Here is a 13,679-nt window from a genome sequence, read left to right as displayed (position 1 = left end):
CGGTCAGGCGTCTGCGATGGCCTGATTGAGGGCGTCAGCGCTCTGGTGAAGATGCGCCAGCAACCTGCGGGCGTGGTCAGGCGAACGCTCCGCGAGGCTTTCGCCGGGGGCCAGCCGTATGGACCTCAGCGAGTGGATGGCCAGGCCGACTTCCCGCCAGGGACGCAGCAGCGCTTCGGCAGTCTCTTGCACCCGCAGCGGCCTGCTGCCCGGGACCTGGACACCTGCCCAGAGGGTGCGGCCTGCTTCGACGAGTTCCGCGAGCGCTTCCCAGTCTCGGTTGGACACGCCGCTCACCGGAACAGCGACACCCATGCCCGGCACTCGCTGGACAAGGGTCAGTTGCTCTGCGGTTCTGAAGGAAAGCACGACGGCGGCGGCACCGGCCTCGTGCGCTCCCTCCGCCAGCAGTGTCCAGGCTTCGATTGCTTCATGCTTCGGTACGGCGCGCAGCGTCCGGTATCCGCTGGCTGTAGGTATGCTGCCCTCGAGCACCCCTGTGATCTCCGGTTCGTCCAGCTGCAGCGTGAGCTCAGCACCGGGGCTCGCAGTGGCGGCGCGTCTCAGCAGCGAACTGACGCCCTCAATCAGCGCATCGCGGAGGTCCCGACGCGCACCATAATCAAGCAGCGCACGTTCGCCATTGTGCAGATGGAGATTCGCGGCAAGCGACATGGGTCCCCGACAGTGCACTTTGAGCGTGTCGGCGGGACGCTCTTCGGACCCCACCAGGTCCGCAAGGATGTTGAAGTCGGTAGACAGCGCGGAAATAGCGCGGCGAACATCTTTGCCGGGTCGGTCCACCAGCCTCCAGCCGTGCGGCTGCAGGTCGACGGGGAGTTCCGGGAGCAGAGCGGCGGTCCTGCCAATTTCGTCGCTGCCGACGCCACGGTCAGGCAGCGAAGGCAGGAAAGGCAGGTTCGGGCTCCCGAGCTCGCCGCGGATTATCCGGAGTGCTTCAACGGGGTCCTGGCCGGGCCAGTCACCCAGCGCAGTGACTGTCACCGCCGCGGTGTCAGGCACCGCTGCAGTGTCAGGCATCGCGCGACGAGTGGTTCTGCGAAATGTCCTGGTGGTGGCGGATGACCTCGGAAATGATGAAGTTCAGGAACTTCTCCGCGAAAGCGGGGTCCAGATTCGCTTCCTCGGCCAGGGCACGCAGCCGGGAAATCTGCGCGGCTTCCCGGGCGGGGTCCGCGGGCGGCAGCTTGTGCTCGGCTTTCAGGTGCCCCACGCGCTGGGTCGCCTTGAAGCGTTCAGCCAGCAGATACACCAGGGTGGCGTCAATGTTGTCGATGCTGCCCCGAACTGAGAGCAGTTCTTCCATGACGGCGGGGTCAACTTCGCCGGCGAGTGAGCTCGCTGCAGGGTCGAAACGCCGGGTCTTCTCAGTCATGCTTCCAGTTAAGCAGACCGCACGGGGGCACGGCGCATTGTGTCTGTGATCGGTCTGATGGTCAGCGTGCCGCAGCGAGGTCGGGGCGCTCCAGCGACCGGGCTGAATCCAGTGTCGCCTGCCCGAGCACCCGGGTGCCCTGGTAGATCACGACCGTTTGTCCGGGGGCGACGCCGCGCATCGGCTCGACGAGGCGCACCACGAGGCTCTGGCGGCCGTCGTCGTCGTGCTCGACGTGAGCGCGGGCGTCCACGGGATCACCGTGGGCACGCACCTGGGCCATGCACTCGAACTCCTCGCCGGACTCGACGGCGGGAATCGGAAGCCCCGCCCAGGAGACCTTGATTCCGCGCAGCTGATCGACCGCGAGCATGCGCTCCGGACCCACGACGACCGTGTTTTCCTTCGGGCGGATCTCAAGGACGAACCGGGGCTTGCCGTCGGGTGCGGGGCGCCCGAGCTTGAGGCCCTTCCGCTGGCCGACGGTGAATGCGTTGGCCCCGGGGTGCGTACCGATGGTCGCGCCTTCAACATCCACGATGTCGCCCTCGGTGAGCTCGATGCGCTCCTCGAGCCAGCCGCGGGTGTCGCCGTCGGGAATGAAGCAGATGTCGTGGCTATCGGGCTTGTTGGCGACCGACAGTCCCCGTCTTTCGGCCTCTGCGCGGACCTCTGCCTTGGAGGGGGTGTCGGCGAGCGGGAACATGGAGTGCTTCAGCTGCTCATGCGTGAGGACGCCGAGCACGTACGACTGGTCCTTGGCCCAGTCCGCCGCCCGGTGCAGTTCCCGGCTGCCGTCGGCGTTCTCGATGACCTTTGCATAGTGTCCGGTGCAGACCGCGTCGAAACCGAGCGCAAGGGCCTTCTCCAGCAGTGCAGCAAACTTGATGCGTTCGTTGCACCGCATGCACGGGTTGGGGGTGCGTCCGGCGGCGTACTCGGCGATGAAGTCATCCACCACGTCTTCCTTGAACCGCTCGGAGAAGTCCCAGACGTAGTAGGGAATGCCGAGGATGTCGCAGGCACGCCAGGCATCGCGGCTGTCCTCGATCGTGCAGCAGCCGCGGCTGCCGGTCCGCAGGGTCCCGGGCATGCGTGAGAGCGCGAGGTGAACCCCGACGACGTCGTGCCCCGCCTCTACTGCGCGGGCCGCCGCAACCGCCGAATCGACTCCGCCGCTCATCGCTGCGAGTACCTTCATGAACTGAAACCCGTTCCTGCTGTCTGGATGGATGATGCGTGGCCGGACATGCCCGCCTTCCGCGCACGTTCGTACGCTTCGGGCAGCGCGGCCACCAAAGCGTCAACGTCTTCGGGCGTCGATGTATGCCCGAGGCTGAAACGCTGGGAGCCGCGGGCTTCGGTCTCGCTCAGTCCCATGGCCAGGAGGACGTGCGATGGCCGGGGCACCCCGGCGGTGCAGGCCGACCCGGTGGACGTCTCCACACCCGCTACATCGAGCAGGAACAGCAGTGAGTCCCCCTCGCATCCGGGGAAAGTGAAGTGCGCGTTGCCTGGCAGCCGTTCGGTTCGCGGCCCCCTGAGGACCGCCTCCGGCACAACGCGTTCGACACCGGCAATCAGCTGGTCCCGCAGCCCCGCGATGCGTGCCGACTCCCCGGAGAGGGAACTGACGACGTCGTCCGCTGCTGCCGCAAACGCCGCTATACCCGCCGTATCAAGGGTGCCCGAGCGGATGTCGCGTTCCTGCCCGCCACCGTGCTGCACGGGCGTGAGCTTCACGGACCGCCCAACCAGCAGAGCGCCGACGCCCACCGGACCGCCGATCTTGTGCCCGCTGATTGCCATGGTGGCGAGCCCGGACTCGGCGAAGGAGACAGGCAGGGAGCCGAAGGCCTGGACAGCGTCGGAGTGCACCGGAACGCCGTGGCGGGCGGCCGCCGCGACGATGTCCGCCACAGGCTGGATGGCACCGACCTCATTGTTCGCCCACATTACGGTGACCAGCGCGATGTCATCGGCGCCCGCAGCGAGTTCCTCCTCGAGCACGTCCAGGCGAACGACTCCCTCCGCGGTGACCGGGAGCCAGGTGACCCGGGCTCCCTCATGCTGTTCAAGCCACTCGACGGTGTCCTGAACGGCGTGATGCTCGACGGCGCTGCACAGGATCCGTGTCCTCCGCGGCTCTGCTCCGCGGCGGGCCCAGAAAAGCCCCTTGACGGCCAGGTTGTCCGCTTCGGTCCCACCGGAGGTGAAGATGACTTCCGACGGGTGCGCTCCGGCTGCGCGTGCGAGGGTCTCGCGGCCGTCTTCAACAACCCTGCGGGCACGGCGGCCCGAGCCGTGCAGCGACGAAGGGTTACCGCTGCGGCTGAGTTCGGTGGTGAGTGCGGCGAGCGCGGGCGCCGAAAGGGGCGTGGTCGCCGCGTGATCAAGGTACACGGGCACCCCACGATTCTATCGTCGGGGCGTGCCAAAGCCGAACGGGCGGCCGTTCACGGCGGAAAATCGCTGTCAGGAGGGGCTGATAGAAATGAGCTGTGGAAGAAACGCCCGTGCAGACCGGTTCCCCGCTGTTCGTTCCCCGCCTGCTGCACGCCAGGCATGAATTCGGACAGCGCGTCCTCGACTTCGACCGACAGATCGCGCTGATGGCGATCATCAACCGCACTCCGGACTCCTTTTACGACGGCGGACGCACGTTCGCCCTGCAGGCTGCAGTGGACGCTTCCCTGCAGGCCGTGGCTGACGGCGCTGATTGGGTTGATATCGGCGGCGCGCCTTTTGCGCCCGGTCCCGCGATCCCGGCCGTCGAGGAAGCCGACCGCATTCTTCCGGTAATCCGGGCGGTCAGGGAAGAGTCCGACGTCGTCATCTCGGCCGACACGTTCCTGCCGGAGGTGGCGGAGCAAGCCATCCGTGCAGGAGCCAACGTCGTCAATGACACCACCGGACTGCGGAACCGCGATCTCGCCGCGGTGATCGCCGAGACCGGTGCGCACGTGGTCATCACCCACAGCCTCGCGGCACCGCGGACCGTTCTGGGACGCCCGACCTATACCGACGTGGTTGCGGAGGTTGCCGATTTCCTGGTTCGGCAGGTGGACCTTGCTGTAGCACTGGGCATCAGCGAGGACCGCATCCTGGTGGATCCGGGACATGACCTGAACAAGAACACGCTGCATTCGCTCGAAATCACGCGCCGGTTCTCGGAGATTGCGGGCCTGGGTTTCCCCACGCTCGCCGCAGTCTCCAACAAGGACTTCATCGGCGAGACGCTGGGCCTGCCGAAGCAGGCACGGGGGGAAGGATCCATTGCCGCCGCCGTCATGTGTGCTCTGGGCGGCGCCCGGGTCCTCCGGATGCACAACGTCGCTGCAGCCCGCTCAGCCATCAATGTGGTGGAGGCAGCCATGGGATGGCGCCGGCCTGCCTTCCTCAAACACAACATGGGAGATTTCAACAAACCATGATCAACGAGATCCTTCCCGCCCATGCCGCCGACCGTACCGATGAGGATCTGCTCGCTCTCTACGCCTACCCGGCCCAGCGCCCCTGGGTGCGGTTCAACTTCATCTCCAGCCTCGACGGATCGGCAACGCACCAGAGCGTCTCCGCGCCGCTGGGCAACGAGGGCGACCGCCGGTTGTTCGGGCTCATCCGCAGGCTCTGTGATGTCATCCTTGTGGGAGCAGGCACGGTGCGTGCTGAAGGCTATGCGGGGCCGCTGGTCAGTGATGAGGCCACCGCCTGGCGTGCTGCCCATGGGCTTCCCGAACACCCTGCGCTTGCAATGATCTCCCGCACGCTGGGCATCGAGCCGGACAGTGAGCTGTTCAGGCTCTCCCGGGTGCGTCCCATGATCTTCACGACGGCGGCGGCCGACCCGAAGCGGGTGCGGTCCCTCTCAGAGGTCGCCGACGTCGTCGTTGCGGGCGAAGAGGACGTTGAGGCGTATAGGTGCGCGGCCTGGCTTCAAGACCGCGGCCTGGGACGCATACTCTGCGAAGGTGGTCCAAGCATCTTCGGTGGTTTCATCGCCGAAGATGCTGTCGACGAGCTCTGCCTCTCGCTGAGCCCGTTGCTGACCGGCGGCGAGGGGGCCCACATCTCCGCCGGCGTCGATAGCCCGGCCCTCCGCCGGCTGACACTGGCGTCACTGCTCGAGTCCGATTCCGCTCTCTTCGGACGCTGGATACGGGCAGAAGCTGGGTGATGCTCGCTCAGGCCAGGACTCTGAGCGCGCCGGGCACTACGTCGATGCGTACCGGTGCAGCGCCGACCGGCTCCCCGTCGGCATACAGCAGGATGTCCGCTACCTCCAGCTCCACAGATTGCACGGTCCGGAGGTGAACCGCCCTCAGCCTCACGTGCCGACCGGAGAAGAGAAGCGGAAACAGCGCCAGTAACCGCAGGCGGGACATGGGATCCACCACCAGCAGATCCAGGCGGCCATCCACGGGCCGTGCGTCCGGTGTTATCAGCATTCCCCCGCCGATGGAGCGCATATTGGCAACGCAGACAAGCATCGCCTCAATCCCCGTCCGAGTACCATCGACGCTCATCCGGTAGTGCAGGGGTCGGAAGAAGGGCAGCTCCCGTAGTAAGGCGAGCACGTACCTGGCCCGGCCCCGCGGACGCGTCCACCTATTAGCCCGGGCGTTGACCACCGCGTCCAACCCCGCGGAACAGGCTGCTGCAAATAGGACGTCCGGCCTTTCCGGGCTCCTGATGCGCCCCAGGTCCACCTCGCGGGACCCGCTCTCCAGGGCGGACAGAAGAGCTGCAAGGGCTTCGGCTGGTGCGCGGAGCGGGAGACCCAGCGAGCGCGCGATGTCGTTCCCGGTGCCTACGGGGATGATGCCCAGCGGGACCGGCGTCCCGGCCAAGGCGTTGATAGCGATATGGGCTAGCCCGTCGCCGCCCACCGCCACCAGCGCCTCCGGATTCTTGGTAAGCGCCACCTCAAGCTCCGTCAGCAACCGGTCCGGACCCTGGAGTCCCACCACTTCGAGCTCGTGTCCCTGCTCTTCGAGCCTGCTCACTATCCCCGGCGCTGCACGTGCTCCTGCGCCTGCCCCTGCCAGCGGGTTCAGGGCAACGACGAGCCTCACCGGATCACCGCTCCGTGCGCCTCTGCTATCGCAAGCGCCTGGGCGACGTCGACGACGGCGCCGCGGACATTGAACTCCTCCCCCTCTATCCCCTCAAGGGCGCTTCCGCGCAGGTCAGCTTCTCGCAAGCGGGCGCCGCTCCACGCAATGTTGGCCAGGCGGCAATCGCGGAGCACGGCATTGCGAAGGTCTGCGTTGGTGAAGTCAGCCTCCGTGAAGTTCACGTCGGAAAAGGATCCACGCTGCAGGTCCGCACCCACCAACGAGACGAATGACCAGTTACAGCCCTTTAGCCGCACCGGTTTCAGGGTGGAGTCAATGAAGACGCTGCCCGCAAACTTGCACCCTTCAAACGTGGCGTCGAAGAAGTTGCAGTGCTCAAGGCGGCAATTGTCGAAGGCGCTGTTGATGTGGGTCGATACGTTGAACCGGACGTTGCGGAACACACAACCACTGAAGACGCTGCCCTCGGTACGCAGTTCAGTGAAGTCACAGTCGATGAAGCGCGCTCCGCTGTGATCTTCGCGCTCGCTCCGGACCGCATACCAGTCCAGCCCGCTCCATACCTCGTCGTTGCCCGCCATTCTCCTGATGCTAGCCGCCCATTTGCCGGAGGTGACGCCACCGTTTACAGTCAAGCGCGGAACCTGAACGACGTTTCTGATCCCGTTTCGGACGAAAGGCCACTATGGCAGCCCCCGACCGCACGTACTACGCCGTGCTTGGGGTGAGCAGAAGCGCCACTGCCAAAGAAATCAAAAGCGCGTACCGCAAAGCTGCCCGTTCAGCCCACCCTGATCAGGGCGGCAGCGCCGAACTGTTCCACGATGTCGCCGTCGCCTACGAAATGCTCTCTGATCCTGAGCGTCGGCGTCGTTACGACCGGACTCTGGGCATCGAGGATCCGTTACCTGGTGCGAGGCCTGCATCCGCCGCGAGGCGCCAGCCCGAGCCGCCCGCTCCCGAGGTCTACACGCAACCCCCCCGCTACGAACCCGGTTATGACGACGACGCCACAACGGCAGCGGTTCCCCTTACCCTGGCGCAACAGCAGGTTCACGGAACTGCCCGGCAGCCAGGCGGTTTCGCCAAGCTTCGACCGGGCACCACGGCGCGCTATGACGGTGAGCGCGCCACCGCGCGCCTGTTGGAGGCCAGTATGCTGCCCGGTTTCCCTGCAGCCCGGCTGGTCAATGGATTGACTTTCGGCCGGGGTGTGGATGTCGGCCACGCGCTGCTGGCGGGCTACCGCATTGCCATCATCGACTCGCTCGTGGCGCCCCCTGGAAATTACTCGTGGGACGGGCACCGCCTGCGGCACCGCGGACGGCATGCGGGAGACGTCAGAATCACCGAGACCGTGCGTCGGGTTCAGGACCTCTTTCCGGAGTGCAACGTGCGCGGCTGGCTGGTGCTGCACGGTCGGCAGGATAATCCGTTCGAGCCGATTGTGGACTACCCGCCCTCGCTCGACCGCTCCGCGCTGGTGTCCGTCCACGTTGCCAACCCCGGGACACTGCTCCGCGAGGTGCGGCGCTTCCTCTCGGAAGGCCCGCAAGCCAATACGGTGCAGGTACCTGTCCTCGGCCGCTTGCTGCGCGCGGCCGGGCGCTAGGATTACACAGTGTTTCGCATCCTCTTCTATACGCCCGAAATTCCCGGTAATACGGGCAACGCCATCAGGCTTGCTGCAGTCACCGGTGCGGAGCTTCACCTCGTTGAACCTCTGGGCTTCGACCTCGACGATACGAAGCTTCGAAGGGCCGGACTGGATTACCACGATCTGGCTGTCCTGACCGTGCACCCGGACCTGGAAGCCGCCCTGGCCGCTCTTCGACCTGAACGTCTCTTTGCCTACACCGCCGAAGGAACGGTCACGTACTCGGACATCGACTACCGCCCCGGCGACGTGCTCCTCTTTGGACCTGAGTCTGTGGGGCTACCGTCCGAAGTGAAGAATCATCCGGCCGTCACCTCACGCGTGCGGCTGCCCATGCTGCCCTCGCGGCGTTCACTCAACCTGGCCAACTCGGCATCCATCGTGCTCTACGAGGCCTGGCGTCAGCAGGGTTTCGAGGGCGCCAACCCAAGCCAGTCCATCATGGAGGAGCGTTCGTGACCGATGTAGGCAGCCTGTTCGACGACGGCGCGGAGCACTTCGAGCGCCTGGCCCCGGTTCTCTGGAACACCATGGGCAACGCGGTTGTTGCCGCGGCGGATCTTCACGTGGGCGAAAAAGTGCTCGACGCCTGCTGCGGAAGCGGCGCGAGCACTATCCCCGCAGCACAGCTGGTGGGCCCCGACGGACGGGTTGACGCCGTCGACCTGTCCGGCGAACTACTCTCGCTGGCGACCGCCAAGGCAGTCGCTCTGGCCCTCGACAACACCACGTTCACGGAGGCGGATGTGTCGGTATGGTCGTCCGGGCAGCAGTATGATGCGGTGCTCTGCTGCTACGGCCTCTTTTTCCTCCCTGACATGGCCACGGGGACGCGCCATCTGGCTTCCCAATTGCGCAGTGGAGGAAAGCTGGCCATGAGCACCTGGCAGGAACACGCCCACGAACCGTTCGCGACGCTCCTCCGCGAAGTGTGCCTCGAGGAACAGCCGCACCTGCGCGAAGCTCCGGTTCCGAACCCGACGCGGCAAATGGCAGAGATTTCATCAGTTGAAAAGCTGCATGCCTTCCTTGAGAAGGCGGGGTTTGCGTCCGTCGAGGTGCACGAAACGCCCCTGGAGGTGCCGTTGGACGCTGATCTTGCCTGGACCCTGGTGCTTGGTACCGGATACCGGTTCCTGCTGCCTACCGACCCTGAGGGCCAGGAGCGTATCCGCAGCCGGTTCATGGAGAAACTGGGCAGCGATCTGACCCTCAACGCCGACTCACTGATCGCCGTCGCCGTCCGTCAATAGCACGCACGCGAACCCATCCACCTTGTTCTCCGTGACGAACAAAAGATGTCATCGGTTGCAACTGATCGGGCATGCAGTTCTGGAGAAACGGCGGTAGGACATGGGCGCACGGCCAATTGGGCGAGACGTGCTCACACGCGCCGTCGGCCATGCTGTTAGAGATAGCCACCGCGGCGCTTTATGCTTGAAGCCTATGGATACGCCACGTGTGAGCCGGACGACCCCCGCTAGATCAGACTCTGATCAGGCGGCCGGTGAGTCCTCCGGCTCGGCATCTGATCTGTTTGGTCTTCTGGCGCGGATTGCCCAGCATGACCAAAGCGCCTTCGCGGAGTTTTACGCACAGACATCGCGCAGGGTCTACGGTCTTGCCCGACGCGTCCTGATCGACCCCGAGCTTAGCCAGGACACCACGCAGGAGGTTTACCTGCAGGTGTGGAACATGGCGGACCGGTTCAATCCGGACGCGGGGAGCCCGATGGCGTGGCTCATGACCCTGGCACACCGCCGGGCCGTGGATAGGGTGAGATCCGAACAAAGTTCCACGGACCGCGAAGCCCGGTACGGGGCAGCCATGCAGGTCAAGGACCATGACGATGTCGTCGACACGGTCACGCAGCGGATGGAAGCTGAAGCTGTAGTCAAGTGTTTGAAAACGTTGACTGAGACGCAGCAGGAATCGGTGCGGCTCGCTTATTACGGCGGGCTGACGTATCGGGAAGTGGCGGAGAAGCTTGGCGTGGCGGTACCGACCATCAAGTCAAGAATCCGAGACGGATTGATCCGATTGAAAACATGTTTGGGGGTGAACTGAGATGCAGGCCAAGGATATGAACAAAAATTTTTCAGGTGATCTTCGCCAGGACCTGGCCAACGGCCTCGCCACGGAATGGGCGGAGTTGTATGCCCTGGATGCCGTAAGCGAAGAGGAACGCACCACGCTCGAGGACTACATCTCAGATGCCGCTCCTGAGATCCGTCAGGCCTTCGACCGGCGGGTTCAATCGGCACGTGAGACGCTTGCACAGGCCTATGCCAACCACGAGGAAGAGCCGCCGGCTGACCTGTACACACGCATCCTGAGCAACCTGCGGGATGACACGGCCGCGGGCGCTCCTACTGCCGCGGCCGGGGACGAGCTGGCCGCACGCCGTTCCGCGCGTCGTGGTCACTCCCCCATGGGACGCTGGCTGCTGGCGGCCGCCGCTGCCGTCGTTGTTGCGGTCGGCGGTGTCACCGTGGCGCAGAACCTGCAGCCTTCCTCCATTCAGCAGCAGGTCCTTCAGGCGGATGACGTCCAACGTGAAGAGATCGAGATCGGCGACTCCGGCACCGCCGAACTCGCGTTCTCCGAGTCCAGGGACGCCGCCGTCGTCACCCTCGACAGTGTTCCGGCACCGCCGGAAGGGAAGGTTTACCAGATGTGGCGCATTCCCGCAGATGGAGCTTCCCCGGAATCGCTCGGAACCATGACCGGCGAGGACGTCGCCCACACTGAGCTGGCGATCGAAGGCATCAATTCATACAGCGGTCTGGCAATCACCGTTGAGCCGGAAGGCGGTTCAAATACGCCGACCCTTCCGATCGTGGTCGAGATTCCCTTCAACGCCTGACCGATCCGGCACGGTCCCGCCGTCGTTCACAGCATCCGGCTGTCGGCACGTCAATTCGCCTGCCGGCGGTCAGAACCCGGCGATCGTTGTATCGGTGTTGACCGGGACCACCTGGAAAACCTCGGCGCTGCGCCCCTCCGCTAGACCGCCGCGCTGGGCGTTGGCTGCGAGGAAACCACGGACGGTACTGTCCATCCGCTCGATGTCAGGATGCTGGCTCGCGTGAAAGCGGAGGGCACGCATCTTGTCTTCCACGTGGTCGGACACGTCGACGAAGTGGTTCTCAAGCTGGGTGGGGCCACCGAAGAACCACAGCCACGGAACGCGATATGCCTCCAGTCCGCGGGCGGCCAGTTCAGGGAAGGCATACGGGTTCTCGACAGCAGGGTAAATGGCGCGGGTGACGGCTTCCCCGCACGCCAGATGATCGGGGTGGCTCTTCTGGATCCGCTCCCAGTTCCGCTCCGGATGCATCGAGACGACTATCTGCGGGCGCACGCTCCTGATGAGCTCCACGACACCTGCCACCAACTCCAGTGTGGGTTCCAGATAACCGTCGCGGTGGCCAAGGAAATGCACTGTTTCGACGCCAACCAGCCTCGCAGCCGCGCGCTGTTCCTCCCGCCGCAGCTCCACGATGTCGGTGCGGTGTTCCTCGGAGAAGCCGCCCGCGTCGCCATCGGTCATGATGCAGTAGTCAACGACGACGCCGGCTGCGGTCCATTTCGCCACCGTCCCGGCAGCACCGAAATCGATGTCATCCGGGTGCGCTACGAAGCACAGGACCCGATTCACGCCGGCCTCGGTTTGTTCAGGAACTTCAGGCATGCTCAGCTCTTGCGCTTCCTGATCTCATCGGTCGCCTGGGGCAGCACGGTTGCCAGGTCTCCAACAACACCGAAGTCGGCGATCTCGAATACCGGAGCGTCGGGGTCCTTGTTGACCGCAACGATGACCTTCGCGGTCTGCATGCCGGCCTTCTGCTGGATGGCGCCGGAAATGCCGGCGGAGATGTACAGCTGTGGGGAGACCGTCTTGCCGGTCTGGCCGATCTGGGCAGAATGGTCAATCCACCCGGCGTCCGTTGCGGCTCTTGACGCACCGACGGCGCCACCCAGCACGTCCGCCAGATCCTCGACCGGCCCGAAGTCGCCATCGACTCCCCTGCCGCCGGCCACTACGACGCGTGCTTCATCCAGCGTCGGGCGGCCGCTCGCTGCCTTCTCCGAACGGCCGGTAATACGTGCTGCCGCGCCGGGCACCACCACGTCCACCGAACGGATCTCGGGATTAGAACCACCCTGCGGAGTAGCGACCTCCACGCTGTTCGACTTGACCGTGATGATTGGACGCCCCGTGGTCACCGTGGCGTTCACGGTGTAGGAGCCCGCGAATACCGACTTCGTCGCGGTGAAGTCGGCAGCGACCGCCACGGCATCCGTGATGACACCCGAGGACAGGCGGATACCTGTGCGGGCGGCGATCTCCTTGGCTTCGAAGGTGTTGCCAAGAAGTATGGCGTCAGCTTCTGCTTCTTCGGCGGCTGCCGCGAGAAAAGCGGCCTTGCCTGCGACGAGCAGTTCGCCGAGGCCGTCGGTCGACGGCTGGTAGACGGCGCCCGCGCCATGGGCGCCAAGCTCCGCTGAGACCTGGTCAGTCAGCTCTCCCAGCAGCGCGACCACTGGTTCGCCAAGGTTTCCCGCGAGGGTCAAGAGCTCACGGTCAGTCTTGTGCAGGTTCTCACCGGGCGTGTCAATGTAAACGAGGACTTTTGCCATTCCAAGGGCTCCTAGGGAAGTTGTTCGCAGGGTAGGCTGCGGCTAGAGCAGCTTCTGCTCGACGAGGAAATCAACCAGTCGACGCCCGGCGTCGCCTTCGTCGGTGATGATGACGCCCTGCGAGCGCGGAGGCCGCGGCTGCGCCTGTTCCACCCGGGTCCATGCGCCCCTGAGTCCAACCTCGGAGGCGTCCAGTCCGACGTCGGCGAGCGTGAGGGTAGTGATCGTCTTCTTCTTCGCCGCCATGATGCCCTTGAAGTTCGGGTACCGGGGTTCGTTGATCTGGTCGGTGACGGACACAACGGCGGGCAAATCGCTCTCCACCGTCTCAGCCACATTGTCGCTCTCCCGGCGCGCGGTGAGGTGCCACGCGCCGTCGTCCTGCTGCAGTTCCAGGCTGGACGCAAAGGTGACCTGCGGGAGATCCAGCAGCTCTGCGAGCTGGGCCGGGACAAGGGAAGTTTCGCCGTCTGTGGAAGCCATGCCCGTCAGCACGAGGTCGACGTTGCCAAGATGCCGTACGACGGCGGCGAGCGCCCGTGAGGTGCCCGACGCGTCGGAGCCGGCGAGCGCCTCGTCGCTGAGGTGAACACCTTCATGCGCGCCGATCTGCAGGGCCTTCTTCACGGCGTTCACTGCGGCCGGAGGACCCATGGTGACAGCTGTAACACGATGGCCGGCGCCGCCGTCGGCTTCGGCGAGTTGCAGGGCCGCTTCAAGAGCGTACTCATCCAGTTCCGACAAAATGCTTTCCGAGCGGTCGGTGGTGTAGTGCTCTCCGCGAAGGTGACGATCGAACTGGGCGTCCGGTACGTGCTTCACCAACACCGCGATATTCAGCGCGGGATTTGTCTCGTCCATTGCTGCCTTTCCTCCGGCTAGTAGCTGCCCGCACACAAGCTAA

The 13,679-nt window shown here is 65.1% G+C and carries 16 protein-coding genes; 7 read left to right on the top strand and 9 right to left on the bottom strand.

The features are described 5' to 3' along the window. Positions 1 to 3: 3 nt before the first annotated feature. From AC5RTB_RS07085 to AC5RTB_RS07070, 4 genes are all read right to left on the bottom strand, one after another. Positions 4 to 1,023: a uroporphyrinogen decarboxylase/cobalamine-independent methonine synthase family protein gene (locus AC5RTB_RS07085; RefSeq protein WP_494060350.1), complete on the bottom strand. Its 1,020-nt coding sequence runs from the start codon at positions 1,021 to 1,023 to the stop codon at positions 4 to 6. Positions 1,024 to 1,033: 10 nt separating this feature from the next. Further along, positions 1,034 to 1,396 carry a chorismate mutase gene (locus tag AC5RTB_RS07080; RefSeq protein WP_494060349.1) on the bottom strand — a complete coding sequence of 121 codons (363 nt, stop codon included), beginning with the start codon at positions 1,394 to 1,396 and terminating at the stop codon, positions 1,034 to 1,036. Between the two features lie 61 nt (positions 1,397 to 1,457). Further along, complete coding sequence (mnmA, locus tag AC5RTB_RS07075) at positions 1,458 to 2,597, bottom strand: tRNA 2-thiouridine(34) synthase MnmA (protein ID WP_494060348.1); 1,140 nt, start codon at positions 2,595 to 2,597, stop codon at positions 1,458 to 1,460. After that, a complete protein-coding gene (locus tag AC5RTB_RS07070) occupies positions 2,594 to 3,805 on the bottom strand; it encodes a cysteine desulfurase family protein (protein WP_494060347.1) in 1,212 nt (403 codons plus the stop codon). Before AC5RTB_RS07070 ends, mnmA begins: the two co-directional genes overlap by 4 nt. Before the next feature lie 92 nt (positions 3,806 to 3,897). Here AC5RTB_RS07070 and folP point away from each other — a divergent pair, with 92 nt between their 5' ends. Continuing rightward, entirely contained in the window at positions 3,898 to 4,830 is a 933-nt protein-coding gene (gene folP / locus AC5RTB_RS07065) for a dihydropteroate synthase (protein ID WP_494060346.1), read from the top strand. After that, entirely contained in the window at positions 4,827 to 5,573 is a 747-nt protein-coding gene (locus tag AC5RTB_RS07060; protein WP_494060345.1) for a pyrimidine reductase family protein, read from the top strand. The genes folP and AC5RTB_RS07060 overlap by 4 nt, the downstream gene beginning before the upstream one ends. Before the next feature lie 7 nt (positions 5,574 to 5,580). Here AC5RTB_RS07060 and AC5RTB_RS07055 read toward each other — a convergent pair whose 3' ends face one another. Both AC5RTB_RS07055 and AC5RTB_RS07050 read right to left on the bottom strand, forming a co-directional pair. After that, positions 5,581 to 6,471: a diacylglycerol/lipid kinase family protein gene (locus AC5RTB_RS07055; protein ID WP_494060344.1), complete on the bottom strand. Its 891-nt coding sequence runs from the start codon at positions 6,469 to 6,471 to the stop codon at positions 5,581 to 5,583. Further along, positions 6,468 to 7,055 carry a pentapeptide repeat-containing protein gene (locus AC5RTB_RS07050; protein ID WP_494060343.1) on the bottom strand — a complete coding sequence of 196 codons (588 nt, stop codon included), beginning with the start codon at positions 7,053 to 7,055 and terminating at the stop codon, positions 6,468 to 6,470. Before AC5RTB_RS07050 ends, AC5RTB_RS07055 begins: the two co-directional genes overlap by 4 nt. Positions 7,056 to 7,159: 104 nt before the next feature. On the opposite strand from AC5RTB_RS07050, the gene AC5RTB_RS07045 reads away from it, so the two are divergent. The 5 genes from AC5RTB_RS07045 (at position 7,160) to AC5RTB_RS07025 (ending at position 10,997) form a co-directional block, all read left to right on the top strand. Next, a complete protein-coding gene (locus AC5RTB_RS07045; RefSeq protein WP_494060342.1) occupies positions 7,160 to 8,086 on the top strand; it encodes a J domain-containing protein in 927 nt (308 codons plus the stop codon). A gap of 9 nt (positions 8,087 to 8,095) precedes the next feature. Then, complete coding sequence (locus AC5RTB_RS07040; RefSeq protein WP_494060341.1) at positions 8,096 to 8,590, top strand: tRNA (cytidine(34)-2'-O)-methyltransferase; 495 nt, start codon at positions 8,096 to 8,098, stop codon at positions 8,588 to 8,590. Then, positions 8,587 to 9,384, top strand: coding sequence for a class I SAM-dependent methyltransferase (locus AC5RTB_RS07035; protein WP_494060340.1), 798 nt, complete (start codon positions 8,587 to 8,589; stop codon positions 9,382 to 9,384). Before AC5RTB_RS07040 ends, AC5RTB_RS07035 begins: the two co-directional genes overlap by 4 nt. A gap of 193 nt (positions 9,385 to 9,577) precedes the next feature. Next, positions 9,578 to 10,198 (top strand): ECF RNA polymerase sigma factor SigK, encoded by a 621-nt coding sequence (sigK, locus tag AC5RTB_RS07030; protein ID WP_494060339.1) that lies wholly within the window; start codon positions 9,578 to 9,580, stop codon positions 10,196 to 10,198. A gap of 16 nt (positions 10,199 to 10,214) precedes the next feature. Then, on the top strand, positions 10,215 to 10,997 hold the full coding sequence (locus AC5RTB_RS07025) for an anti-sigma factor (RefSeq protein WP_494060338.1): 783 nt from the start codon (positions 10,215 to 10,217) through the stop codon (positions 10,995 to 10,997). Between the two features lie 69 nt (positions 10,998 to 11,066). Here the strand turns inward: AC5RTB_RS07025 and AC5RTB_RS07020 are convergent, their stop codons facing one another. The 3 genes from AC5RTB_RS07020 to AC5RTB_RS07010 are packed head-to-tail and all read right to left on the bottom strand — an operon-like array spanning position 11,067 to position 13,636. Beyond that, entirely contained in the window at positions 11,067 to 11,825 is a 759-nt protein-coding gene (locus AC5RTB_RS07020; protein WP_494060337.1) for a PIG-L deacetylase family protein, read from the bottom strand. Positions 11,826 to 11,827: 2 nt separating this feature from the next. Continuing rightward, positions 11,828 to 12,775 carry an electron transfer flavoprotein subunit alpha/FixB family protein gene (locus tag AC5RTB_RS07015; protein ID WP_494060336.1) on the bottom strand — a complete coding sequence of 316 codons (948 nt, stop codon included), beginning with the start codon at positions 12,773 to 12,775 and terminating at the stop codon, positions 11,828 to 11,830. Positions 12,776 to 12,817: 42 nt separating this feature from the next. After that, on the bottom strand, positions 12,818 to 13,636 hold the full coding sequence (locus AC5RTB_RS07010; protein WP_494060335.1) for an electron transfer flavoprotein subunit beta/FixA family protein: 819 nt from the start codon (positions 13,634 to 13,636) through the stop codon (positions 12,818 to 12,820). Positions 13,637 to 13,679: the final 43 nt, after the last annotated feature.

Source organism: Arthrobacter sp. M71 S08, from assembly GCF_059089725.1.
Note: the sequence above shows the minus strand (reverse complement) of the source record. Positions and strands in the feature narration are given on the sequence as shown.